The sequence below is a fragment of the [Mycobacterium] manitobense genome (genome assembly GCF_025821665.1).
GTDB lineage: Bacteria > Actinomycetota > Actinomycetes > Mycobacteriales > Mycobacteriaceae > Mycobacterium > Mycobacterium arseniciresistens.
Map to the genome: position 1 here is coordinate 17405 of NZ_JACKSJ010000245.1, position 23351 is coordinate 40755.

27 protein-coding genes are annotated in these 23351 nt (G+C 70.4%); 7 read left to right on the forward strand and 20 right to left on the reverse strand.

Annotation, left to right across the window (positions count from 1 at the left end):
• Positions 1-2: 2 nt before the first annotated feature.
• Genes nusB through H7I41_RS26920 form a run of 3 tightly spaced genes read right to left on the reverse strand, consistent with a single transcriptional unit; the run spans position 3 to position 2188 of the window.
• A complete protein-coding gene (gene nusB / locus H7I41_RS26910) occupies positions 3-488 on the reverse strand; it encodes a transcription antitermination factor NusB (protein ID WP_264015698.1) in 486 nt (161 codons plus the stop codon).
• Positions 489-508: 20 nt separating this feature from the next.
• Positions 509-1072 (reverse strand): elongation factor P, encoded by a 564-nt coding sequence (gene efp, locus H7I41_RS26915; protein WP_264015699.1) that lies wholly within the window; start codon positions 1070-1072, stop codon positions 509-511.
• 27 nt (positions 1073-1099) lie between these two features.
• Complete coding sequence (locus tag H7I41_RS26920; RefSeq protein WP_264015700.1) at positions 1100-2188, reverse strand: M24 family metallopeptidase; 1089 nt, start codon at positions 2186-2188, stop codon at positions 1100-1102.
• A gap of 33 nt (positions 2189-2221) precedes the next feature.
• On the opposite strand from H7I41_RS26920, the gene H7I41_RS26925 reads away from it, so the two are divergent.
• Positions 2222-2836 carry a B-4DMT family transporter gene (locus tag H7I41_RS26925; protein ID WP_264015701.1) on the forward strand — a complete coding sequence of 205 codons (615 nt, stop codon included), beginning with the start codon at positions 2222-2224 and terminating at the stop codon, positions 2834-2836.
• Here the strand turns inward: H7I41_RS26925 and aroQ are convergent.
• The 4 genes from aroQ to aroC are packed head-to-tail and all read right to left on the reverse strand — an operon-like array spanning position 2833 to position 6206.
• On the reverse strand, positions 2833-3267 hold the full coding sequence (gene aroQ, locus H7I41_RS26930; protein WP_264015727.1) for a type II 3-dehydroquinate dehydratase: 435 nt from the start codon (positions 3265-3267) through the stop codon (positions 2833-2835). The two genes, H7I41_RS26925 and aroQ, sit on opposite strands and share 4 nt — an antisense overlap.
• A complete protein-coding gene (gene aroB, locus H7I41_RS26935; RefSeq protein ID WP_264015702.1) occupies positions 3261-4343 on the reverse strand; it encodes a 3-dehydroquinate synthase in 1083 nt (360 codons plus the stop codon). The genes aroQ and aroB overlap by 7 nt, the downstream gene beginning before the upstream one ends.
• Positions 4336-4995: a shikimate kinase gene (locus H7I41_RS26940; protein WP_302471837.1), complete on the reverse strand. Its 660-nt coding sequence runs from the start codon at positions 4993-4995 to the stop codon at positions 4336-4338. The genes aroB and H7I41_RS26940 overlap by 8 nt, the downstream gene beginning before the upstream one ends.
• A complete protein-coding gene (aroC, locus tag H7I41_RS26945; protein ID WP_264015703.1) occupies positions 4995-6206 on the reverse strand; it encodes a chorismate synthase in 1212 nt (403 codons plus the stop codon). Before aroC ends, H7I41_RS26940 begins: the two co-directional genes overlap by 1 nt.
• A 161-nt stretch (positions 6207-6367) precedes the next feature.
• On the opposite strand from aroC, the gene H7I41_RS26950 reads away from it, so the two are divergent.
• From H7I41_RS26950 to H7I41_RS26965, 4 genes are read left to right on the forward strand one after another with little or no spacing between them, the layout of a single operon-like run.
• The gene (locus H7I41_RS26950) at positions 6368-6892 is read left to right on the forward strand and encodes a DUF1097 domain-containing protein (protein ID WP_264015704.1); all 525 of its coding nucleotides are present in this window, start codon (positions 6368-6370) and stop codon (positions 6890-6892) included.
• Complete coding sequence (gene nthB / locus H7I41_RS26955; protein ID WP_264015705.1) at positions 6889-7626, forward strand: nitrile hydratase subunit beta; 738 nt, start codon at positions 6889-6891, stop codon at positions 7624-7626. The genes H7I41_RS26950 and nthB overlap by 4 nt, the downstream gene beginning before the upstream one ends.
• The gene (gene nthA / locus H7I41_RS26960) at positions 7623-8243 is read left to right on the forward strand and encodes a nitrile hydratase subunit alpha (RefSeq protein ID WP_264015706.1); all 621 of its coding nucleotides are present in this window, start codon (positions 7623-7625) and stop codon (positions 8241-8243) included. The genes nthB and nthA overlap by 4 nt, the downstream gene beginning before the upstream one ends.
• Positions 8240-8521 (forward strand): nitrile hydratase accessory protein, encoded by a 282-nt coding sequence (locus tag H7I41_RS26965; RefSeq protein ID WP_264015707.1) that lies wholly within the window; start codon positions 8240-8242, stop codon positions 8519-8521. Before nthA ends, H7I41_RS26965 begins: the two co-directional genes overlap by 4 nt.
• A gap of 48 nt (positions 8522-8569) precedes the next feature.
• On the opposite strand, the gene H7I41_RS26970 is transcribed toward H7I41_RS26965, so the two are convergent.
• The 6 genes from H7I41_RS26970 to H7I41_RS26995 all read right to left on the reverse strand — a co-directional run bounded on the left by H7I41_RS26970 (position 8570) and on the right by H7I41_RS26995 (position 14804).
• A complete protein-coding gene (locus H7I41_RS26970; protein WP_264015708.1) occupies positions 8570-8998 on the reverse strand; it encodes a prepilin peptidase in 429 nt (142 codons plus the stop codon).
• A gap of 15 nt (positions 8999-9013) precedes the next feature.
• A complete protein-coding gene (locus H7I41_RS26975; RefSeq protein WP_264015709.1) occupies positions 9014-9829 on the reverse strand; it encodes a shikimate dehydrogenase in 816 nt (271 codons plus the stop codon).
• On the reverse strand, positions 9807-11057 hold the full coding sequence (locus H7I41_RS26980; protein WP_264015710.1) for an endolytic transglycosylase MltG: 1251 nt from the start codon (positions 11055-11057) through the stop codon (positions 9807-9809). The genes H7I41_RS26975 and H7I41_RS26980 overlap by 23 nt, the downstream gene beginning before the upstream one ends.
• The gene (gene ruvX / locus H7I41_RS26985; protein WP_264015711.1) at positions 11050-11571 is read right to left on the reverse strand and encodes a Holliday junction resolvase RuvX; all 522 of its coding nucleotides are present in this window, start codon (positions 11569-11571) and stop codon (positions 11050-11052) included. The genes H7I41_RS26980 and ruvX overlap by 8 nt, the downstream gene beginning before the upstream one ends.
• Positions 11572-11575: 4 nt before the next feature.
• Positions 11576-14275, reverse strand: a complete 2700-nt coding sequence (gene alaS / locus H7I41_RS26990; protein WP_264015712.1) for an alanine--tRNA ligase — start codon at positions 14273-14275, stop codon at positions 11576-11578.
• 127 nt (positions 14276-14402) lie between these two features.
• Entirely contained in the window at positions 14403-14804 is a 402-nt protein-coding gene (locus H7I41_RS26995; RefSeq protein WP_264015713.1) for a secondary thiamine-phosphate synthase enzyme YjbQ, read from the reverse strand.
• A gap of 127 nt (positions 14805-14931) precedes the next feature.
• On the opposite strand from H7I41_RS26995, the gene H7I41_RS27000 reads away from it, so the two are divergent.
• Positions 14932-15264, forward strand: coding sequence for a GlsB/YeaQ/YmgE family stress response membrane protein (locus tag H7I41_RS27000; protein WP_264015714.1), 333 nt, complete (start codon positions 14932-14934; stop codon positions 15262-15264).
• Positions 15265-15294: 30 nt separating this feature from the next.
• On the opposite strand, the gene H7I41_RS27005 is transcribed toward H7I41_RS27000, so the two are convergent.
• The 7 genes from H7I41_RS27005 to H7I41_RS27035 form a co-directional block, all read right to left on the reverse strand.
• Positions 15295-17553: an MMPL family transporter gene (locus tag H7I41_RS27005; protein ID WP_264015728.1), complete on the reverse strand. Its 2259-nt coding sequence runs from the start codon at positions 17551-17553 to the stop codon at positions 15295-15297.
• Between the two features lie 142 nt (positions 17554-17695).
• On the reverse strand, positions 17696-18199 hold the full coding sequence (locus tag H7I41_RS27010; protein WP_264015715.1) for an isoprenylcysteine carboxyl methyltransferase family protein: 504 nt from the start codon (positions 18197-18199) through the stop codon (positions 17696-17698).
• A gap of 3 nt (positions 18200-18202) precedes the next feature.
• A complete protein-coding gene (locus H7I41_RS27015) occupies positions 18203-19270 on the reverse strand; it encodes a type III polyketide synthase (protein ID WP_264015716.1) in 1068 nt (355 codons plus the stop codon).
• Positions 19271-19542: 272 nt separating this feature from the next.
• Positions 19543-20016 (reverse strand): SRPBCC family protein, encoded by a 474-nt coding sequence (locus H7I41_RS27020; protein WP_264015717.1) that lies wholly within the window; start codon positions 20014-20016, stop codon positions 19543-19545.
• Positions 20013-20378 carry an ArsR/SmtB family transcription factor gene (locus tag H7I41_RS27025; RefSeq protein ID WP_264015729.1) on the reverse strand — a complete coding sequence of 122 codons (366 nt, stop codon included), beginning with the start codon at positions 20376-20378 and terminating at the stop codon, positions 20013-20015. Before H7I41_RS27025 ends, H7I41_RS27020 begins: the two co-directional genes overlap by 4 nt.
• 98 nt (positions 20379-20476) lie before the next feature.
• Positions 20477-21811: a replication-associated recombination protein A gene (locus H7I41_RS27030; protein ID WP_264015718.1), complete on the reverse strand. Its 1335-nt coding sequence runs from the start codon at positions 21809-21811 to the stop codon at positions 20477-20479.
• 60 nt (positions 21812-21871) lie between these two features.
• Entirely contained in the window at positions 21872-22711 is an 840-nt protein-coding gene (locus H7I41_RS27035) for a DUF3097 domain-containing protein (protein ID WP_264015719.1), read from the reverse strand.
• A 58-nt stretch (positions 22712-22769) separates the two neighbouring features.
• Between H7I41_RS27035 and H7I41_RS27040 the strand changes: the two genes are divergently transcribed.
• Positions 22770-23345 (forward strand): hypothetical protein, encoded by a 576-nt coding sequence (locus H7I41_RS27040; protein ID WP_264015720.1) that lies wholly within the window; start codon positions 22770-22772, stop codon positions 23343-23345.
• The last annotated feature ends 6 nt before the right edge of the window (positions 23346-23351 follow it).

Below are 23351 nucleotides of genomic sequence, written 5' to 3' on the forward strand. Positions count from 1 at the left end.
CCCTAGCCTTCCGGGGTTCCCCGCACCGCCTCCCGCACGGCTTGGGATGCGGCTCGGATCTGCGGTGTCACCAGCATCACCTGGCCGAGCACACCGTTGACGAAGCTCGGCGAGTCATCGGTGGACAGCTGCTTGGCCAGTTCGACGGCCTCGTCGACGGCCACCGGCGGGGGCACGTCGTCGGCGTGCAGCAGCTCCCACACCGCGACTCGCAGGATGGCCCGGTCCACCGCGGGCAGCCGCTCCAACGTCCAGCCCTGCAGGTGCGCCGAGATGAGGTCGTCGATGTGGGCGCGGTGTTCGGTCACGCCGTGCGCCACGGTGACGGTGTAGGGGTTGAGCGCGAAGACGTCGGCCTGGGTGTGCGACAACGCCGTTCTCGCCTCGGCGACCTCGGCGGGGCTGATGCCCCTTGCCTCGGCCTCGAACAGCAGGTCGACCGCCCGCTTACGGGCCTGGTGCCGGCCCTTGTCAGGCCGGTCAGGCATCGATCCGGCCTCCGGTGCGGTCAGGCATTGACCCGACCGAGATAGTTGCCGTCGCGCGAGTCCACCTTGAGCTTGTCGCCGGTGTTGATGAACAGCGGCACCTGGATCTCGGCGCCGGTCTCCAGGGTCGCGGGCTTGGTGCCTGCGCTGGAGCGGTCGCCCTGCAGGCCCGGCTCGGTGGACGCGACCACGAGCTCCACGGTCACCGGCAGCTCCAGGTACAGCGGCACCCCGTCGTGGAACGCGATCTGCACCGCCATGCTCTCGAGCAGGAAGCCGGCGGCGCGGCCCACCAGCGCCTCCGGCAACGGGTGCTGTTCGTAGTCCTCGGAGTCCATGAAGACGAAGTCCGACCCGTCGCGGTACAGGTAGGTGGCGTCGCGGCGGTCGACCGTCGCCGTCTCCACCTTCACGCCGGCGTTGTAGGTCTTGTCGACGACCTTGCCCGACAACACGTTCTTGAGCTTGGTGCGCACGAAGGCCGGCCCCTTGCCGGGCTTGACGTGCTGGAATTCGGTGATCTGCCACAGCTGGCCGTCGATGTTGAGGACGAGCCCGTTCTTGAAGTCGGCGGTCGATGCCACGGTCGGTACTGCTCCTAGCTCTCTGTGTCAGAGGATGGCCAGTTCCTTGGGGAACCGGGTGAGTAAGTCGGGGGTGTCGGATTCCTCACTGACGACCAGCGTGTCCTCGATGCGGACGCCGCCGCGGCCGGGTAGGTAGACACCGGGTTCCACGGTGACCGCGGAGCCAGCAAGCAGTGTACCGGCGGCCATGGAGTTGATTCCCGGCGCTTCGTGGATCTGCAGGCCCACCCCATGGCCGAGGCCGTGGCCGAAGTTCTCGGCGTGGCCTGCGTCGGCGATGACCTGCCGGGACGCGGCGTCCACGTCCTTGAGGGCCACCCCGGCCCCGAGCGCCTCACGGCCGGCGCGCTGCGCGTCGGACACCAGGGTGTAGATGTCGCGCTGCCACTGCTCAGCACGCCCGAGCACGAAGGTGCGGGTCATGTCGGAGTGGTAACCCGCGACCAGCGCCCCGAAGTCGATCTTGACGAAGTCGCCGGTGGCGAGCACGGCGTCGGTCGGCCGGTGATGCGGTATCGCCGAGTTGGCGCCTGCCGCCACGATGGTCTCGAAGGAGACGCCGTCGGCGCCGTGGTCGAGCATCAGTGACTCGAGTTCGCGGCCGACCTCCTTCTCGGTGCGGCCCGGCCGCAACCCGCCACGCTCCACCAGGTCGGTCAGCGCGGCGTCGGCGGCCTCGCAGGCGAGCCGCAGCAGCGCGATCTCCCCGGCATCCTTGACCTCGCGCAGCGCCTCCACGGTGCGCGGCGCGCGGACCAGTTCGATGTCCGTCGCCGCCTCGAGCAGTCCGCGATGACCGTCGACGGTGACCACGTGACTCTCGAAGCCCAGGCGGCCGACCCGCGCCGCCCCGGCACGTGCCACCAGGCACGGCCCGACCGCCCGGTCGATCACCGCCTCCACGTCGGGCGCCTGCTGCGCGGCCTGCGTGCGGTACCGCCCGTCGGTGGCCAGCACGGCGCCCGGCGTGTCGGCGAGGATCAGCAGAGCGGCGTTCGAGCCGGTGAAACCGGACAGATAACGCACATTGACCAGGTCGGTGACCAGCATGGCAGCCAGGTCGGCGGCCTCGAGGCGGGCGCGTAACCGATCTCTACGCTGGGAATGAGTCACAGCCGCTGACGGTACTCGCTACGCTGTGCCCTCATGAGCAAGTGGTTACTGCGCGGACTGGTCTTCGCTGCCCTGATGGTGATCGTCCGGTTGGTGCAGGGAGCGGCGATCAATGTATGGGAGACGAAAGCCTCCCTCATCAGCGTGGTCCTCGTCCTTCTCTTCATCGTCGCCGTGTTCGCCTGGGGGCTGATCGACGGGCGGGCCGACGCGCGCAGCAACCCCGATCCCGAGCGGCGTTCCGACCTCGCGATGACCTGGCTGCTGGCCGGGCTGTTCGCCGGCTTCGTCAGCGGCTTGGTCGCATGGTTCATCGGGATCTTCTACAAGAGCCTCTATGTCGAGGGACTGCTGAACGAGCTCACCACGTTCGCGGCGTTCACCGCGCTGCTGACGTTCCTGTTCGCGATCCTCGGCGCCACGATCGGCCGGTGGCTGGTGGACCGCAAGGCGGTCCAGCAGCCCCGCCGCCGTGAGGGCATGGACGACGGCGACGACCGGGCCGACACCGACGTGTTCGCCGCGGTGCGCAGTGGAGACCGGCGGGACGACGGGACCGAGACTCAGCAGACCACGCCGGTGGCCACGCAGGGCGGCGGCACCGAGCGCGCGGACGAGCCGACCACCCCGCGCCAGCAGCAGCCCTAGCTCAGGGTCGCCAGGTAGCGCAGCGCCGCGACGTAGCCCTGCACGCCGAGACCGACGATCACGCCGGTCGCGACCTCGCTGAGATACGAGTGGTGCCGGAACTGCTCGCGCCGGTGCACGTTGGAGATGTGCACCTCGATCAGCGGGGCGCTCAGTTCGGCGCAGGCGTCGCGCAGCGCGATCGAGGTGTGGGTGAAGGCGCCGGCGTTGAGCACCACGGCCTCCCCCGCATCCGCGGCGTCGTGCACCCAGCCCAGCAGGTCGGCCTCGCTGTCGCTCTGGCGCACCGACACCTCGAGCCCCAGGTCGGCGGCTTCGCGTTCGATCAGCGCGACCAGGTCGTCATGGGTGGTGCTGCCGTAGACCTCGGGTTCGCGGCGGCCCAGCCGGCCGAGGTTGGGGCCGTTGAGCACCCGCACGGTCGTCACGATCCGGCTCCGATCTCGGCGTAGGCGGCGGCCAGCAGCGCCGGGTCCGGGCCCTCCAGCCGACCCGGCTTGGCGAGCCCGTCGAGCACCACGAAGCGCAGCACTCCCGAGCGGGTCTTCTTGTCGCCGGCCATGAACTCCACCAGCTGCGGCAGCGCGTCGGCGTCGTAGTGCACTGGCAGCCCGAGCGCGGTGAGCACCCTGCGGTGCCGTTCGGCGGTGTCGTCGTCGAGGCGGCCCGCCAGCCGGCCCAGTTCGGCGGCGAACACCAGTCCCACCGAGACCGCCGCGCCGTGGCGCCACTGGTAGCGCTCGCGCCGCTCGATGGCGTGCGCCAGCGTGTGGCCGTAGTTGAGGATCTCGCGCAGCGCCGACTCCTTCTCGTCGGCGGCCACCACCTCGGCCTTGACCGTGACTGATCGCCGGATCAGTTCGGGCAGAACATCTTTCGTGGGATCGAGGGCCGCCTGGGGGTCGGCCTCGATGAGGTCGAGGATCGCCGGGTCGGCGATGAAGCCGGCCTTCACGATCTCGGCCATGCCGGCGACGATCTCGTTGCGGGGCAGGGTCGCCAGGGTGGCGAGGTCGACCAGCACCGCGGCCGGCTGGTGGAACGCCCCGACGAGGTTCTTGCCCGCGTCGGTGTTGATGCCCGTCTTCCCGCCCACGGCGGCGTCGACCATCGCGAGCAGCGTGGTCGGCACGTGGACGATGTCAACCCCGCGCAGCCAGGTGGCCGCGGCGAAGCCGGCCACGTCGGTGGCCGCTCCCCCGCCCAGGCTGACGACGGCGTCCTTGCGGCCGATGCCGATGCGGCCGAACACTTCCCAGAGGAAGCCGACGACCGGCAGCTCCTTGCCCGCCTCAGCGTCGGGGATCTCGACGCGGTGGGCGTCGATCCCCTGCTCGGCCAGGTGGTGCCGGATGGCCTCGGCGGTCTGGGCGAGGGTCGGCTGGTGCAGCACCGCGACCTTGTGCCTGCCCGCCAGTGTGCGGCCCAGCTCGCCGAGCAGGCCGGTGCCGATGATCACGGGGTAGGGCCTGTCGACGAGCACGTCGACGACGACCGGGTCAGTCATTCCTTCGCTCCGGGTGCCGTGCGGCCATGACCGCGGGGGTGGGCGGGGTGTCGCTCTGCTGCTGGCCGGCGGGGCCGCGCCGCCACGGCGGCCTGCGGCGCCTGCGGGGCCGGGCGACCGGCTTCCCGGTCGGCACCGGTGCGGGTGCGGCGTCCAGCCGGGCCACGATGTGGCGCACGACCGCCCCGGGGTTGCGCCGGTTGGTGTTGATCCGCATGGTGGCCACCCGGCGGTACAGCGGCGCCCGCGCGGCCATCAGCTCGCGGAACTTCTCCGCCCGGTCGGGCCCGGCCAGCAGCGGTCGCACGGTGCTTCCGCCGGTGCGGCGCACCCCCTCGGCGGCGCTGATCTCCAGGTAGATGACGGTGTGGCCGGCCAGTGCCTCGCGCACGCCCGGTGTGGTGACGGCGCCGCCGCCGAGCGAGAGCACACCGTCGTGGGTCTGCAGCGCCGAGCGCACGACCTGCTCCTCGATGCGGCGGAACTCCTGCTCGCCGTCGGTGCTGAAGATGTCGGCGATGGTGCGGCCGGTGGTCTGCTCGATCGCGGCGTCGGTGTCGAGCAGGGCCAGTCCGGTCGCCTTGGCCAGCCGGCGCCCGATGGTCGACTTACCCGAGCCGGGCAGACCGACGAGCACCGCCTTGGGTGCCATCAGCCCGACGCCTGCGCCGCGGGACCCGAGGGCTCACGCTCGGCGACCGCCCGCAGGTAGGAGTCGATGTTGGTCCGGGTCTCGGCCAACGAGTCGCCGCCGAACTTCTGCAGCGCGGCGCGGGCGACGACGAGTGCGACCATCGTCTCGACGACGACACCGGCGGCAGGCACCGCGCACACGTCGGAGCGCTGGTGGATCGCGACGGCCTCGTCGCCGGTGGTCATGTCGACCGTGGCGAGCGCGCGGGGCACGGTGGAGATCGGCTTCATCGCGGCCCGCACCCGCAGCGCCTGGCCGTTCGTCATGCCGCCCTCGAGACCGCCCGCGCGGTTGGTCGACCGCAGCACACCGTCGGGGCCCGGGTACATCTCGTCGTGGGCGACGCTGCCGCGGCGGCGCGCGGTCTCGAAACCGTCGCCGATCTCGACGCCCTTGATCGCCTGGATGCCCATCACCGCGGCGGCCAGCTGGCTGTCCAGGCGGTTGTCGCCGCTGGTGAACGAGCCGAGGCCGACCGGGAGCCCGGACACCACGACCTCGACGACGCCACCGAGGGTGTCACCGTCGCGCTTGGCGGCCTCGATCTCGGCGATCATCGCGTCCTCGGCGTCCTTGTCGAACGCCCGGACCGGGCTGTCGTCGATCGCGGTCAGGTCGGCGGGCTGCGGCGGCGGGCCGTCGTAGGGCTTGCTCGCGCCGATGGAGATGACGTGGGAGAGCACCTCGACGCCGAGGGCCTCACGCAGGAAGCCGCGCGCGACGGTGCCCGCGGCGACCCGGGCGGCCGTCTCGCGGGCGCTGGCGCGTTCCAGCACGGGCCGGGCGTCGTCGAAGCCGTACTTGAGCATGCCGGCGTAGTCGGCGTGGCCGGGCCGGGGCCGCGTCAGCGGCGCGTTGCGGGCGATGTCGGCCAGTTCGGCGGGGTCGACGGGGTCGGCGGCCATCACCGTCTCCCACTTCGGCCATTCGGTGTTGCCGATCTCGATGGCGATCGGCCCGCCCAGCGTCAGGCCGTGCCGGACCCCGGCCAGCACCGTCACCTGGTCCTGCTCGAACTTCATCCGGGCGCCGCGGCCGTAGCCGAGTCGACGGCGCTTCAGCTGGGCGCCGATGTCCTCGGAGGTGACGTGCACACCGGCGACCATGCCCTCGAGCATGGCCACCAGGGCGCGGCCGTGCGATTCCCCGGCAGTGGTCCAACGCAACACGCGTCCCATCTTCCCACGTCGGGTTTCCCGGACGTAATTCGCCGATTCACGGCGCGTACCGAGCAGGCGTCTTCACCGCCTGTTCCGCCGCCCCGCGCGATCGACCGCAATCGCAAAACCACCGTCACCGCCTGGAAACACACTCCCGGCACAGTCCATGCATGGACTCCCGGTCAGCGCTCACCCTGAGCATCGGCGTGCTCGGCGGAGTGGCGGTGGCGCTGACCGCCGAGGTGATCACCGTCCCGATCTGGGTGGTGTTCCTGACGTGGGCCTCGTTCTTCTTCGTCGGCGGCGGCGTCGCCGGCTGGGTGCGTTCCCTGTCGAGCAACCTCGTCGGCGTCGTCATCGCCTCGGCCAGCCTGTACGCCGGACACCTGCTGGGCGGCAGCGTCTTCGCCGTCGCGTTGGCGGTCGGCGTCGGCAGCGCCGTGATGGTCCAGGCGTCCTGGGTGCCGCTGCTGTCGACCACTCCGGCCGTGGTGGTCGGCTTCGCAGCCACCGTGTCGACGGTCGCGGGCACCGGCAACGCCGTCACCGTGACGACGATCAGCCATCCCGGCCTGGTCGCCGCGACAGCGTGCGTGCTCGGTGCGTCGTTCGGGCTGCTCTCGGAGTACGTGGCGACGCTGCTCACCGGCGACACCGCGGTGGAGACCACGACGGAAGGTAGCCCGGCGTCATGAAACTGCAGCACAACCTCGGCGGTCTGGAAGGACTACCGGAGCCGCTGAACCTCGAGAAGCGGGTGTTCGTCGAGGACTGGGAGAAACGGATCTTCGGCATCCACGTGGCGATGATGGGGTTGTCCAACCACCTGGGCTCGGCGTTGCCGCAGTATCCGATCGACGAGGTGCCGACCGCGTTCAAGGACGAATGGACGTGGGCGGACCTGCGCACCGGCGCCGAGGCGATGAACCCGTTCGACTACTTCAAGTTCCGCTACTACGAGAAGTGGCTCGGCGGCATCACGCAGTTCTTCATCGACAAGGGCTACCTCGACGAAGCCGAACTGGCGGCTCGCCAGGCCCAATTGGACAGCGCCGCCGAGCAGGACACCTCGGCAGTGGAGCCTGCCATCGACGACCAGGTGGTGGCGTACCTGCGCCGGGGCGACAGCCCGCGGCGCGACGTCGCCCACCCGAAGTTCGCGGTCGGTGACCAGGTGCGGATCACCAACGTCCCGGCCGGCGCGCACACTCGGCTGCCCGGACACCTGCGCGGACGGCTCGGCACCGTCGAGCGTGTCTTCGAGGGCGACTACGGCTATTTCACCCACACCGGCGACGGCATCGGCGACCCGATGCCGATCTACATCGTCGCCTTCACCCCCGAGGAGATGTTCGGGCCGCGTGCCGAACCGGGACTGCAGACGTTCTACGCCGAATTGTTCGAGGCCTACCTGGAAGGAGTCAGATGAGCGGGCAGTTCTCCTATCCCGACGACCGTGAGGAGACCAGTGCGGCGAAGGTGGCGGCGCTCGAGTCGCTACTGGTCGAGAAGGGCATCATCACCCCGCAGACGGTGGACAAGGTGCTGGCCTACTTCGAGTCGGAGATGACACCGCTCAACGGCCGCAAGATCGTCGTGAAGGCATGGACGGATCCCGGTTTCGCGGCCCGGGTGGTCGACGACACCCCGTCTGCCATCGACGAACTCGACCTGCCCGACGGGATGGCCGGCGCCGAGGGTGAGCATCTGCAGGCGGTGGCCAACTCCCCCGGTGTGCACAACCTGGTGATCTGCACGCTCTGCTCGTGTTTCCCGTGGCCGGTGCTCGGCCTGCCGCCCTATTGGTACAAGGATCCGGTGTTCCGCTCGCGGGCTGCGCGTGAGCCGCGCAAGGTGCTCAGCGAGGTCGGTGTCGATCTGCCCGCGGACACCGAGATCAAGGTGTGGGACAGCAGCGGCCACTCCCGTTGGTTCGTGATACCCGAACGTCCTTCGGGCACCGACGATTTCACCGACGAGATGCTGATGGACCTGGTCACCACGGAGTCGATGATGGGTGTGGGGCTCGCAGGACCGGTGTCATGAGACTCCACGACACCTGCACCACGGACGCGGCGGCCCCGCAGTTCGACCACGAGTGGCAGCGCCGTGCGTTCGGGCTGGCGCTCGCGCTGTCGGAGTTCGGCCACTACGACTGGAGCGACTTCCAGCAGAGCCTGATCGAGACCATCGGCCGCTGGGAGGATGCCCCCGAGGCGCAACGCGGCGAGTGGCAGTACTACGACCATTGGGTGAGCGCGCTGCAGAAGGTGGTCGACGACCACAGCGTGCTCGACGCACCCCCGCGCGGCGAGGACCACTAGCGATTTCGGCGCGCTTCCGCGCGGCGAACGCTCGAGATCACGCCGAAATCACAGGACGGCGAGGGTCACCGCGGCGGCCGTCGCCGCGCACATCGCCGGACCGTGCGGCACCGTCGATCCCCGCCGCCGCAGCAGCGCCACCACCGCCCACCCGGCGGTCAGCAGTGGGGCCGTCAGAGCGGCCAGCACCCACACGTCGGGCCCGAAGGCACCGGTGAGACCGCCGACGCCGAGCGCCAGCTTGACGTCACCGGCGCCCATCGCGGCCGGTGACACCAGGTGCACCGCGGCGTAGCAGGCGAACAGCGCGGCGGCGCCCAGCGTGGCGGGCCCCGCACGGCCGGCGAGCGCGGCGGCCGCGAGCACCAGCACGGCGCCGGGCAGGGTCAACGCGTTAGGCAGCCGCCGCTGCCGGACGTCGCAGATCGTCAACGCCACCAGCCAGCATGCGGCAGCCACCAGAACCCCCGCCCCCATCCGTCGAGGCTAAGGTCAGCGCAGCGCGGCCCTCATCACCTCTTTGGGCGCCGGCATCCCGGTGAACAATTCGACCTGCGCGAAGGCCTGGTTCAACAGCATCTCCAGCCCGCTGACCACCCGGCCACCGGCGGCCGCGACCGCCGATGCCAGCGGCGTCGGCCAGGGATCGTAGATGGCGTCCAGCAGCACCGGCGTGCCCGCGAGATCCACCGCGTACGGGCGGGCGGCATCGGCCGGGATCGTGCTCACCAGCACGTCGGCGGGCGCGGCGGCCACCCGCTCGCCGATCAGCTGGCACCATTGCGCCGCCACCCCGCAACGGGCGGCCAGCCGCACCAGCGGCGCGGCCCTGTCCTCACTGCGCGCGGCCACGGTGATGCGCCGGACACCGAGACCCGCCAGCGCCACCACCGCGGCCGGAGCGGTGCCGCCGGACCCGAGCACCATCGCGTGGCCCGAGGCGCTGCCGAGTGCGCCGACGATGCCGTCGACGTCGGTGTTGTCGGCCCGCCAGCCCCGGCCGCTGCGCACCAGGGTGTTGGCGGAGCCGACGAGGTCTGCGCGCTCGGTGCGCTCGTCGGCGAAGCGCAGCGCCGCGAACTTGTTCGGCATGGTCACCGACAGGCCCACCCACTCGGGGCCGAGGCCACCCACCAGTTCGGGCAGCTGATCGGCGGTGCACTCGATCCGGTCGTAGGTCCAGCTGTCCAGCCCGAGCGCACGGTAGGCGGCCAGGTGCACCTGCGGCGACCGCGAGTGCGCGATCGGCGAGCCCAGTACCGCGGCCCGGCGCACCTCGTCGGAGCTACCGTGCCGAGTCGAGCACACCGTTGCGCTGCGCCAGTTCGATGTTGGCCAGGTGCTGGTTGTAGTCGCGGGTGAACAGGGTGGTGCCCTGCATGTCGATGGTCACGAAGTACAGCCAGTCACCGGGGGCGGGCTGCTCGGCGGCCACCAGCGCCGGCCGGCTCGGTGAACAGATCGGCGTGGCGGGCAGTCCCGGCCGCACGTAGGTGTTCCACGGGTTGCCCTGGGCCCGGTCGCCGTCGGTGGTGGCCACCTCGATCCGGTCCAGCGGGTAGTTCACGGTGGAGTCGAACTCCAGGGTGCGGTTCTCGGCCAGCCGGTTGTAGATGACCCGGGCCACCTTCGCGAAGTCCTCCGGCTTGGACTCGCGCTGCACCAGCGAGGCCACTGTCAGCACCTGGTAGGGCGACAGGTTCATCGCCGTCGCGGTCTCCTGGATACCCGCCTGCGCGTACTGCGTGGCGCTCGCGCCGATCAGGGTCGACAGGATCTCGGTCGGTGTGGCCGACGGGTCGATGTTCCACGCCCCGGCCATGATCAGGCCCTCGATGCGACGGTGGTCGGCACCCATCGCCGTCACCGGCTGGACGGCCCACTCGGGCACGGCCAGGGCGGACAGCGGCGCCGAACCGGCGATCTGACGCAGTTCGTCGGCGGCCACGCAGCGCTCTGCGCCGTCGAGGTCGACGCAGGTGGCCTTGGAGACCAGGGTCAGGATGCCCTCGGTGACGGCGTTGGTCTTGACGTCGCGCACGTCGTCGAGCTGGCGGCCCTCCGGGATGACCAGCTTGCCGACCCGGCTGCCCGGGTCGACGAGGCGTTCGACGGCGCTGGCGCCCGAGATCTCGGTGCGCAGCTTGTAGAAGCCGGGCTGGATCGCCGAGATGGCCGAGTTGCCCGCCGCGGCGTTGACGAACGACTGCACGGTCGCGACGACCTTGTTCTCGGCGAGCGTCTCGCCGATCGCCGTCGTCGAGTCGCCGTCCTGGACCTGGATCACGACGTCGGAGACACCGTCACCGGCGAAGTCCTCCCCGCCGCCGCCGAAGATGCCGTGCCACAGCTTCGAGCCGAGGAACACCGCGCCGACGATCACGACCACCAGCAGCGTCAGGGTGAACGCCCTCGTGACGCGCCGCTTGCGCCGGATGCGGTCCGCGCGCATCCGGTCGGACCGGCTCATCCGGCGCCGTGGCGGTCCCACCGCCACCGGCTCCGCCCTGCTCCGGCCGTTCCAGTTCTCAGTCATCCACGCCCTCTCCGGGCGCCGCCAGGGCCGCGCGCCGCTGATCCAGCCAGCTCTGCAGAATTCCCACGGCGGCGGCCTGGTCGATGATGGCCCGCTGCCCTTTCGCCCGTACCCCGGCCTCGCGCAGCGAACGCTGCGCCGACACGGTGGTGAGCCGTTCGTCGGCCAGCCGCACCGGCACCGGCGACACCCGCCGCGCCAGTTCGTCGGCGAGCGCGATTGCGTCCTGGGCGGCCGGACCCGTCCGGTCCGCGAGCGTACGCGGCAGGCCAACCACCACCTCGACCGCCGCCAACTCGCCGACCAGCTCGGTCAGCCGTCGCAGGTGGCGGTCCTTGCGGCGGCGGTCACGCGTCACCGTCTCGACCGGCGTGGCCAGGATCGCGTCGGGGTCACTCACGGCGACGCCGATCCGGACGCTCCCGACGTCGATGCCGATGCGCCGGCCGCGACCCGGATCGGGGTCACCCGCTGCCCCGGGCCGATCCGGGAGCCGGTGATCGGTGTCGGCCACCAAGTCAGCTCCGGCCTATCTCGGCGCGCAACGCGGCCATCGCCGCGTCGATCCCCGCCGCCCCCTTACCGGAACCCTGCGCCAGATCGGCCTTGCCGCCCCCACGGCCGTTGACCGCCGCACCGAATGTCTTGACCAGGTCGTCGGCACGCAGGCCGAGATCCTGTGCGGCCGGGTTGACGGCCACCACGAACGGCACGGTGTCGTTGTCGCCCTCGGCGACCAGTGCGACGACGGCCGGTTCGGCGCCCAGCTTGCCGCGGATGTCGCCGACAAGGCTGCGCAGATCCGCCGCCGACATCCCGCCGGCCATCCGCTGCGCCACGACACGCACCTTACCGACAAGATCAGCACCGGCGGCGGCGTTCGCCGCGGCGGCGCGCGCGTTCGCCAGCCGCATGCGGTCCAGTTCCTTCTCCGCTGCCCGCAGCCGTTCCACCAGCGTGGCGACTCTGGCGGGCACCTCTTCGGAGGGCACCTTCAGCGACGATGCGAGGCCTGCCATCAGCGCCCGCTCCTTGGCGAGGTGGCGGAACGAGTCGAGGCCGACGTAGGCCTCGACGCGGCGCACCCCGGAGCCGACGGACGACTCGCCGAGGATGGTGACCGGACCGATCTGAGCCGAATTGCGCACATGGGTGCCGCCGCACAGCTCGATGGAGAACGGTCCGCCGATCTCGACGACGCGTACCTCCTCGGGGTAGTTCTCGCCGAACAGCGCCATCGCGCCCATCGCCTTGGCCCGCTCGAGTCCGGTGGTGAAGCTGTGCACCTCGAAGTCGGCTTCGACCGCCTCGTTGGTGACCTCTTCGATCTCGCTGCGTTGGTCGTCGGTGAGCGCGCCCTGCCAGTTGAAGTCGAAGCGCAGGTAGCCCGGCCGGTTCAGGGATCCCGCCTGCACGGCGTTGGGGCCGAGCACCTGGCGCAGTGCGGCGTGCACCATGTGCGTGCCCGAGTGTCCCTGGGTGGCACCGTGCCGCCAGCGCGGGTCGACGGCGGCGACGACGGTGTCACCCTCGACGAATTCGCCGGATTCGACGTTCACCCGGTGCGTCCACAGCGTCTTGGCGATCTTCTGCACGTCGGTGACCGCCGCCTTCGCCGTCCCAGACGCGCCTGTCCCCGTGACGGTTCCCTCGTCGGCGATCTGCCCACCCGACTCCGCGTAGAACGGGCTGCGGTCGAGCACCAACTCGACGCGCCCCGACGAGGTGTCACCGTCGCCGGCGTGGGTGACCACCGGAACCCGGCGGCCGTCGACGAAGATGCCGAGAATTGTTGCTTCGGTGGACAATTCGTCGAAGCCGGTGAACTCGGTCGGCCCTGCGTCGACCAGCTCCCGGTACGCCGACAGGTCACTGTGCGCCTGCTTGCGCGCGGCGGCGTCGGCCTTGGCGCGCCGGCGCTGCTCGGCCATCAGTCCGCGGAATCCCTCCTCGTCGACGCTCAGGCCGGCCTCGGCGGCCATCTCCAGGGTCAGCTCGAGGGGGAAGCCGTAGGTGTCGTGCAGGGTGAACGCGTCGTTGCCGGACAGCACCGTGGCGCCGGACGCGCGGGTGCTGCGGGCGGCCTCGTCGAACAGCCGCGAGCCCGAGGCCAGCGTCCGATTGAACGCGGTCTCCTCGGCGACGGCGATGCGCTGGATGCGGTCGAAGTCGGCGGCCAGGTCCGGGTACGACGGACCCATCGCGTCGCGCACCGTGGTCATCAGGTCGGCCATCACCGGCTGTTCGACGCCCAGCAGTTTCGCCGAGCGGATGATCCGGCGCAGCAATCGCCGCAGCACATATCCGCGGCCTTCGTTGCCCGGGCTGACGCCGTCGCCGATGATGATCGCCGCGGTGCGGCTGTGGTCGGCGATGATGCGGTATCGCACGTCGTCAGCGTGGCTGCCCGCCCCGTAGCCGCGCGGCGCGATGCCCGCGACGAGGTCGATCACGGGGCGCAGCAGGTCGGTCTCGTAGACGTTGTCGACGTCCTGCAACAGACACGCCACCCGCTCGACGCCCATGCCGGTGTCGATGTTCTTGCGCGGCAGCGGGCCGAGGATCTCGAAGTCCTCCTTCGACGTGCCCTCGCCACGCTCGTTCTGCATGAACACGAGATTCCAGATCTCGATGTAGCGGTCCTCGTTGGCCTCGGGGCCGCCCTCGACGCCGTACTGGGGTCCGCGGTCGTAGTAGATCTCCGACGACGGCCCGCAGGGTCCGGGGATACCCATCGACCAGTAGTTGTCGGCCATCCCCCGGCGCTGGATCCGCTCGAGCGGCAGGCCCGCGACCTCCTGCCACAGTGCGATGGCCTCGTCGTCGTCGAGATAGACCGTCGCCCACAGTCTTTCCGGGTCGAGGCCGTAACCACCCTGGTCCTGCGGGTTGGTCAGCAGAGTCCAGGCGAACTCGATGGCGCCCTTCTTGAAGTAGTCGCCGAACGAGAAGTTGCCGGCCATCTGGAAGAAGGTGTTGTGCCGGGTGGTGATGCCGACCTCGTCGATGTCGGGTGTGCGGATGCACTTCTGGATGCTCACCGCGCGGTCCCACGGCGCGGTGCGCGCGCCGAGGAAATACGGCACGAACTGCACCATGCCGGCGTTGACGAACAACAGGTTGGGGTCATCGAGGATCACCGAAGCGCTGGGCACTTCGGTGTGACCTGCCTTCACGAAATGATCGAGGAAGCGTTTCCTGATCTCGTGTGTCTGCACGTTCCTGCTGTCCTCGCTGGTAGTCGTGGTCGCGAACAAATCGACCGCACCACAGTACCGGTCGACGGTGCCGGCCCACCGGCCCGCCGAACCCCGTGACGACGCAGCCGCCCGGTCGGGCCCCGGCTCAGGCGCCGAGGAAGCTGAGCCGCACCGAACGCTTCGGATTGTCCCTGTTCAGGTCGACGAGCACCACGCTCTGCCAGGTGCCGAGCAGCGGGCGGCCGCCCTGCACCGGGACCGTCACCGACGGGGCCACCAGAGCCGGCAGCACATGGTCGGCGCCGTGTCCGGGTGAGCCGTGCGCGTGCCGGTACCGGCCGTCGCGCGGCAGCAGCGCTTCCAGCGTGTCGATCAGGTCGTCGTCGGAGCCCGCGCCGGTCTCGATGATCGCCACGCCTGCGGTCGCATGCGGGACGAAGATGTTGCACAGGCCGTCACCGTGGTCGCCGCAGAACGCGCGCACCTCGTCGGTCAGGTCGACGATGCGGCGGCGTGTGGTGTCGACGTCGAGTACATCGGTGTCCATGCCGTCGAGCCTACGAGCCGGCGGGCGCGGCCTCCACCAGCGCCGCGCGGGGCCGTTTGACGCTCGCGTTTATTTTCCGCGGGCCAAGGGTAATTCAGCTCCAGCCACACTTCCCCTTGGAGGAGAAATGACACCCACCGGCATCATCACCGCAATCCTGATCGGCGTCGTGGTCGGCGTTCTCGGCCGCCTGGCGCTACCCGGCCGCCAGCCGATCGGATTCCTGATCACCGTGCTCGTCGGCATCGTGTCGGCGTTCATCGGCACCGCCATCGCCCGCGCGATCGGCATCCCCACCGCGACGAATGGGATCGACTGGCTGGAACTGCTGGTCCAGGTCATCGTCGCCGCGCTCGGCGTGGCCCTGGTCGCCGCGCTGATGGGACGTCGCCGTACCGGCGTCATGGGTGGCAGCCGCGGCGGCGCGCTTGGTGGCCGTCGCCGGTCCATGTTCCGCTGACTCTTCGCACTCGGTCCCGGCTGGCTACGGTCAGCCGGGACTTTTTTCGCCCGCTGCCAGTGCGGCCGGTGGTCCTTCACGCAGCCCGAACCGGTCGTGCAACCGCACGAGAGGTCCGGGCGACCACCAGTTCCAGCGTCCGAGGACGCGCATGAAGGCGGGCACCAGGATCATCCGCACCAGGGTCGCATCGGCCAGGACCGCCAGTGTGAGTCCCAGACCGAACATCCGCATGAACGACACGTTCGCCGCGATCAGCGCGGCGAACGAGATCGACATCACCGCCGCGGCCGCGGTGATGACGCGGCCGGTGTGTGCCAGCCCGAGCGCGACGCTCTCGGCGACGTCGGCCGCCATGCGCCCGGAGGCCAGCCAGAACTCGCGGATCCGCGACATCAGGAAGACCTCGTAGTCCATCGACAGCCCGAATGCGATGCAGAACAGCAGCACCGGGATGTTGGCGACCAGGGTCCCCGTCGGGGTGGTGCCGAAGGCGCCGAGGTGGCCGTCCTGGAAGATCCACACCATCGCGCCGAACGCCGCGGTCAGCGAGAGAATGTTCAGGGCAACGGCTTTCAGTGGCAGCACCACGCTGCCGGTCAACAGGAACAGTAGGCAGTAGGTGGACAGCGCGATCAGGCCGAGCACGATCGGCAACCGGGACGTGATGGCCCTGACGCTGTCGCGGTTCGACGGCGCGACCCCGGCCAGCTGGACCTGCCCGCCGCCGGGGGCGGCGACCTCCTGCAGGCGGTCGAGCTGCTGTTCCGAGCGGTCGGAGAACAGCGGCGCATCGGTGGCGACGGTGAGGAACGCGCTGCCGTCACGCTCACCGGCGGCCGCTGTCGGCGGGCCTGCCGCCCGGCCGTCGACGAAGGTGCCCACCGTCGCCGACACCGCCGTGACGTCGGCCACGCGGGACAGTTCGGCGGCGTAGCGCCCGAGTTCGTCGGGGGTGATCCCGCCGGAGTCCGGCAGCACGACGGTCACGTCGGTCGCCGGGTCGTCGGCGAACCCGTCGCGCAGCTGGTCACCCACCTGGTGCGCGGAGGACGACGCGGGCAGCACCCGGTCGTCGGGCAGACCCCAGCGGACACCCAGGAACGGCGCGCCGAGCACCAGTAGCAACGTGATCCCTGCCAGTCCGATCGGGATCGCCCGCCGCATCACGAAGTACGTTGACCGATACCAGAACTGCCGCTGCACCGGTAGCAGCGCCGGGTCGCCGCGGCTGAGGATGCGGCGCGCCAGGCGACGGACGTCCATCGCGTCGATGCGATCACCGAGCAGGACGATGGCCGCGGGGGTCACCACCAGCGCCGCCACCGCCGCGAACACCACCGTGGCGACACCGGCGTATGCGAACGACTTCAGGAAGTACATCGGGAACAGCACCATGGTGACCATCGGCAGCGCCACCGTCGTCGCCGAGAAGACGACCGTGCGGCCGGCGGTCATCATCATGCGCAGCACGGCCTCGTCTGGATGTGCGCCGTCCGCCAGTTCGTCGCGGTACCTGCTGATCATCAGCAGCGTGTAGTCGATCGCCAACGCCAGGCCCATCGCCATGCAGAGGTTGAGCGCGAAGATGGACACATCCGTGGCGAACGTGATGGCGTGCAGCACCGCCAGTGCGCCGACGATCGCGATCACCCCGACGACAACGGGCAGCGCGGCGGCCAGCAGTCCGCCGAACACCCACACCAGCACAAGGAAACTGAACGGGATGGCGATCGACTCCATCAGCAGCAGATCGCGCTGAGACTGTGCAGTGACCTGCTCATTGACCATCGCGACACCACCGGCGCGCACGCTCACCCCGTTGCGCTCGAAGCTCTCGCCGCCGATCGCGTCGACGAGGGCCGCGGTGTTGCCGTCGGCCTGTTTCTCGCCACCGGTCACCCCCGCGATCACCAGCCCGGACCGGCCGTCCTCGCTGAACATCCGCGCCGCGGCGGGTCCCGGCGCCGTCCAGGCCGAGGTCACCGACGCGACGTCGGGTGAGCTGTGAAGCTTCGCTACGACGTCATTGGCGACGGAGGTGGCGGCGGCGCTGCGCGCACCGTCCGGCGAGGACACCGTGATGAGCAGTTGTGCGTCGCCTCTGTCGAACCGTTCGGTCAAGAGCTCGGCGGCCCTTGCCGATTCGGAGCCGGGGTCCTGGAACCCGCCGGCGGCGAGCTTGCCCGCGACGGGGACGCCGAAGATGCCCGCTGCGACCAGCGCCAGCACGGCGATGACGAGGATTCGCCGCGGTGCGGCGGTGGCCGCACGGGCCAGGCCCGCCATGACGCCCGGATGGCGCACGTCCAAGGTCACACCGGTCCGGCGCCGGTAGGCAATGCGCTGTGCACCGGCACATCCTGCCCGAAGGGGCGCCCGATCGGTGGGCTCCCCTCGGCCGCCTGCCTTTTCGTCCGCGTCTCACGGGTCATGCGTATCCCAGGGCGAGGTTCTCGGCCCGGATCCGGACGGTCAGCACCAGCGCGTTGACGACGGTGAACACGATCGCGGTCAGCCATGCCGAGTGCACCAGCGGCAGAGCCGCCACCTCTGCGGCGACCGCGGTGTAGTTCGGATGGTGCAGCCAGCGGTACGGGCCGCGACGGACCAGCGGAGCGCCTGGAATGACGATCAACCGCGGGTTCCAGTGCCTGCCGAGCGTGGCCACACACCACCACCGGACGCCGGTGCTCGCCACCACGACGGCGACCATCGACCAGCCCAGCCAGGGGATGAAAGGGCGGTGCCCGCCGTACACCTCGACGAGGCAGGCCACCAGCAGAAGTGCGTGGCTCGCGACGATCACCGGATAGTGCCTGCGGCCGAATTCCCTGCCGCCGTTGGCGATCGACCAGCGGGCGTGGCGGCGGGCCACCACGAGCTCGACCAGCCGCTCGGCCGCTATCACGAGGATGAACACCAGATACGCCATGGCTCACCAGCTCAGCAGCAGCAGTTCGAAGCTGAAGCCGGGGCCCATGGCGAGCATCAGACCGAGCGATCCGTCGGGCGGCTGTCCGGCGATCGTGCGGCCCAGGACGTCGAGCACCGAGGCCGACGAGATGTTGCCGTTGTCGCGCATCGAGTCCCAGCTGTGCCGCAGCGCCTCGGCGGGGACGCCGACGGCATCCTGGATCGCCTCGAGCACCTTGGGGCCGCCCGGATGACAGATCCACGTGGAGATGTCGGAGACGGCTAGGCCGTGGTCGGCGAGGAAGCGGGCCACCTCGTCGCCGAGATGGTCGGCCGCGATTCTCGGCACGTCGCGTGACATCACCAGCTGGAACCCGCTGGCGCTGACATTCCAGCCCATCACGTCGGCCGTGTCGGGGAACAGCCTGCTGCGGGTGCCCAGAACGCGGGGCCCGGGATGTGCGGCCGCGCCTGCCCGGCGTGCGCCGGTGGCCACCACGGCGGCCGCTCCGTCGCCGAACAGGCACACCCCGATCAGCGCCGGAATCGAGGCGTCGTCGCGTTGCAGCGTCAGCGAGCACAGCTCCACCGACAGCAGGACCGCGACGTGCGTCGGGTATCCGCGCAGGTAGTCGTGCACACGCGCCATGCCCGCCGCACCGGCGACGCACCCGAGGCCGAACAGCGGCACGCGCTTGACGTCGGGCCGGAATCCGATGCGGGAACTGATCGCGGCGTCGATGGTGGGCACGGCGACCCCGGTGCTCGACACGCACACGATCAGATCCACCTCGTCGGGCCGGATGGCCGCGGCGTGCAGCGCCGTGCGGACAGCGCGCTCACCCAGTTCCGTCGCCACCTCGACATAGGCGGTGTTGGCCTCGGTGAACCCGCTCAGTTCCGGGTATCGCTGGATCGGCAGCGCCAGGTTGCGGTGTTCGACACCGCTGGTGCGTGCGAACCGGGCGAATCCGGTGTCGGTGAAGTCGGTGAGCTCGCGGGCCACCTCGTCCTGTGTGTAGCGGTAGGGCGTGAACGCCATCGCCGTGCCGGCAATATGCGGTGCACCGGGAAAGGCGGTGGCGTCCATTGTTTCGGAAATTGCAGTATCGGTCATGGGACGTGTAACGGCGATTTCCCGCTATTAGTCCAGTTCCCGGCCCAGCCGTGAATTTTCCTACACTCGAGCGAAGATGCGCCGAATCAAGCGTATAAGGCCAGTTAGACCGACATTCTCTGGCAGTCACCGCACGACCACACAGGCGCTGAACGCCAATTCACAGGCACGCTTCGAATTCTGTGCGATGAATGGACGGCGAATGGCGAATCGCTGTCAGCCGTCCGGAAATCATCCCAGCGAATTCACAGCGCGGACAGTAGCGCGTCCAGCCGCTCGTAGCCCTCGGTCATGCCGCCCTCCATGCCCGAGGACAGCAGCCCGTCGCGGGCTTCGGTGGTCGGGCAGATCGACCGGCCACGCAGCCGGCTGCGGTTTCCGCCGAGATCCTCGAACCACAGGTACTCGATGTTGACGCTGTCGGGGAAGCCCTCGTACTCGAAGGTCTGGATGATCAGCTCGCCGTCGCGAACGGTGTGGAACACCCCGTTGAACCGGTACTCGCCGTCACCGTCGCTGTGCAGGTACCGGTAGCCGCCGCCGGTGTGGAAATCCCAGCGGTCGATGGTCATCTCCACACCGTGCGGCCCGAGCCATTGCCGGACCAGCTCGGGCTCGGCGTGCGCCCGGAACAGCGCCTGCACCGGGGCGTCGAAGTCCCGGGTGAATTCCATGGCCAGCGTGTCCACCGGGGCGTTGAGTTCGAGTGCCTTCGTCATGATGTCTTTCCTCTTTCGGTGTCGGTGTTCTCTTCGGACAATCCCGCCAGCACGTCGTCCAGCCGGCGGTAGCTGCGTTCGGCGTTGAGCCGGTAGGTGTCGATCCAGGCAGTCAGCCGCTCGAGGGCGGCGGCGTCCAGGTGGACGGGACGACGCTGAGCGTCGCGGGTCCGGGTGACCAGCCCTGCCGATTCGAGCACCTGAATGTGTTTGGAGACAGCTTGTTTGGTGATGTCGAACGGTTGGGCCAATTCGTTGACCGTGGCAGGTCCCCGGGAGAGGCGGGCCACGATCGCCCGCCGCACCGGGTCGGCCAGCGCCAGGAACGCCCGGTTCAGCCGGTCGTCCTCGCCGCCCGCCATTATCAACCTCATGCTTGATCAATGAATTGGTTGATTACGAGGTTAGCCGCGACGGCGAGGGGTGTCAAGAGTGGATTCGATTGCGCCGGAAGCGGCGTTCAGCGCTTCTTGCGGATGATGGCGCGCAGCCGCTCCAACCGTCCGGCGATCTCGCGTTCGGCTCCGCGCGCGGTCGGCCGGTAGTAATCGGCGCCGACCAGCTCGTCCGGCGGATACTGCTGTGGCACAACGCCGTCCGGATGGTCGTGGGCGTAGCGGTAGCCCACGGCGTTGCCCAGCTTCTGCGCACCCGAGTAGTGGCCGTCGCGCAGGTGCGGAGGCACCATTCCCGCCTTGCCGGCGCGGATGTCGCCCATCGCCGCGCCCAGCGCCGTCGTCACCGCATTCGACTTCGGCGCGGTCGCCAGGTGCACCGTCGCGTGCGCGAGCGTCAGCTGCGCCTCCGGCATACCGATCAGCTGCACGGTCTGCGCGGCCGCGACGGCCGTCAGCAGCGCCGTCGGATCGGCCATCCCGATGTCCTCGCTGGCCAGGATCATCAGCCTGCGCGCCAGGAACCGCGGGTCCTCCCCCGCCACCAGCATCCTCGACAGGTAGTGCAGCGCAGCGTCGACGTCGGAGCCGCGCACCGACTTGATGAAGGCGCTGACGACGTCGTAGTGCTGGTCGCCGTCGCGGTCGTAGCGCACCGCCGCCTTGTCCAGCGACTGCTCAATGGTCTCGACGGTGACCCGCTCACCCGCCTCGGCCGCCACCTCGAGCGCGGTGAGCGCCCGGCGGGCATCGCCGGCCGACAGTTGCACGAGCAGGTCGACGGCGTCCTCGGTGACCTCGACCGCGCCGGCGAGGCCACGCGGATCCTCGACGGCGCGGCGCACCACCGTGCGGATGTCGTCGGGCGTCAGCGGTTGCAGCTGCAGGATCAACGACCGGGACAGCAGCGGCGCCACCACCGAGAACGACGGGTTCTCCGTGGTCGCCGCGACGAGCAGCACCACCCGGTTCTCGACTGCCGACAGCAGCGCGTCCTGCTGGGTCTTGGAGAACCGGTGCACCTCGTCGATGAAGAGCACGGTCTGGTCGCCGTGCGCGGCGGCGCGGCGCGCGACATCGATGACGGCGCGCACCTCCTTGACGCCCGCCGACAGTGCCGACAGTGCCTCGAAGCGCCGGCCGGTGGACTGCGAGATCAGCGACGCGAGTGTGGTCTTGCCGGTGCCCGGCGGGCCGTAGAGGATGACCGACGCGGCGCCGGAGCCCTCGACGAGGCGGCGCATCGGCGAGCCCTGCTGAAGCAGGTGCTGCTGGCCGACGACCTCGTCGAGGGTCGCCGGCCGCATCCGCACAGCCAGCGGCGACGCCGGCGCGGGCCTGCCGGGTGGCCGGTCGACGGGCGCACCGCCGTCGGACACGTCGAACAGGCCGTCGGACACGCTTCAGGCATACCACGCCCGCCGGACACGGATTGGGTCAGCGCGCAGGAACCCGCACCGCTAGCGCGCGGGCTGGGTGACGAAGTCGATCAATTCCTCGACACGGCCGATCAGCGCCGGTTCGAGGTCGGTCCAGTCCCGTACCCGCCCGCGGATGCGTCGCCACGCGCCGGCGATGTCGGCCTGCGAGGCGTGCGGCCAGCCCAAGGCCTCGCAGACGCCGTGTTTCCAGTCCACGCCGCGGGGCACGTCGGGCCACGTCGTCACCCCGAGCCGGGCCGGCTTCACGGCCTGCCAGATGTCGATGTAGGGGTGGCCGACGACGAGGGTGTGCGTCCCGCCCGGGCCGCGCCGCACCGCGTCGGCGATGCGCGACTCCTTGGACCCGGCGACCAGGTGGTCGACCAGCACGCCGAGGCGCCGGCCGGGGCCGGGCGCGAAGTCGGCCACGATCGCGGCCAGATCGTCGACGCCGCCGAGGTGCTCGACGACCACGCCCTCGACACGAAGATCGTGACCCCACACCTGCTCGACGAGTTCGGCGTCGTGGCGGCCCTCCACGTAGATGCGGCTGGCCAGCGCGGTGCGCGCCCGGACCTTCGGGACGGCGACCGACCCCGACGCGGTGCGGGCGGGCACGGCCGCCGGGCCGCGCGGGGCGGTGAGGATGATCGGCTTGCCCTCCAGCAGGAAACCGGGCCCGAGGGGAAAGGACCGGACGCGACCGTTGCGGTCCTCGAGGTCCACCCGCCCCCTCTCGATCCGCACGACGGCGCCCACGAAGCCGCTCTGCGCGTCCTCGACCACCATGTCGCGCTCGACGGGCTGTTCGGTGGACAGGACACGCTTGGACCTGTGCGGGTCACGGGCGAGGATGTCGGGGCCGTAGCGATCGTTCACCCGGCTGATCCTAGGAACGCGGGGCCCCGATCTCCGGTTGCGACATACGATCACCGGCGTGCTGATCAACCAGGCCACCGCCAGGGGCATCGCCGACGGCACGATCACGCTGGTGCTGCGGCGGTGGGATGCGCCGCGGGCGAAGGTGGGCGGCACCCAGCGCACACCGGCGGGCACCATCCGCATCGACGGTGTGATCGAGCGCCCGGCGCGGTACCGGGTCACCGCGGCGCAGGCCCGCGCCGCCGGGTTCGCGGACGCACGGACCGCGCAGGCCGAGCTGGACCGCAGGCCGGCCGGGCACACCTACCTGATCTCGGTGTCCTACCTCGCGCCCGACAAACGGCCCGACCTGGCCGCCGACGACCTGCTGACCCCCGACGACGTGGCGGCGATCAGCGCGCGGCTGGCGCGCTGGGACGCCTCGGGAACACCCTGGACCCGGCAGTACCTGGAGATGATCGGCGCCAACGAGGCGGTGCGCGCACCGGATCTCGCCCTGCGGGACGGCCTGGACGTGCCGCGCTTCAAGCGGCGGGTCCGTCAGCTCAAGGGCCTCGGGCTGACGATCAGCCTCGACTTCGGCTACCGCCTGTCGCCTCGCGGCCGCGCCTATCTGCGCCACACCGCCTGAGGCGCC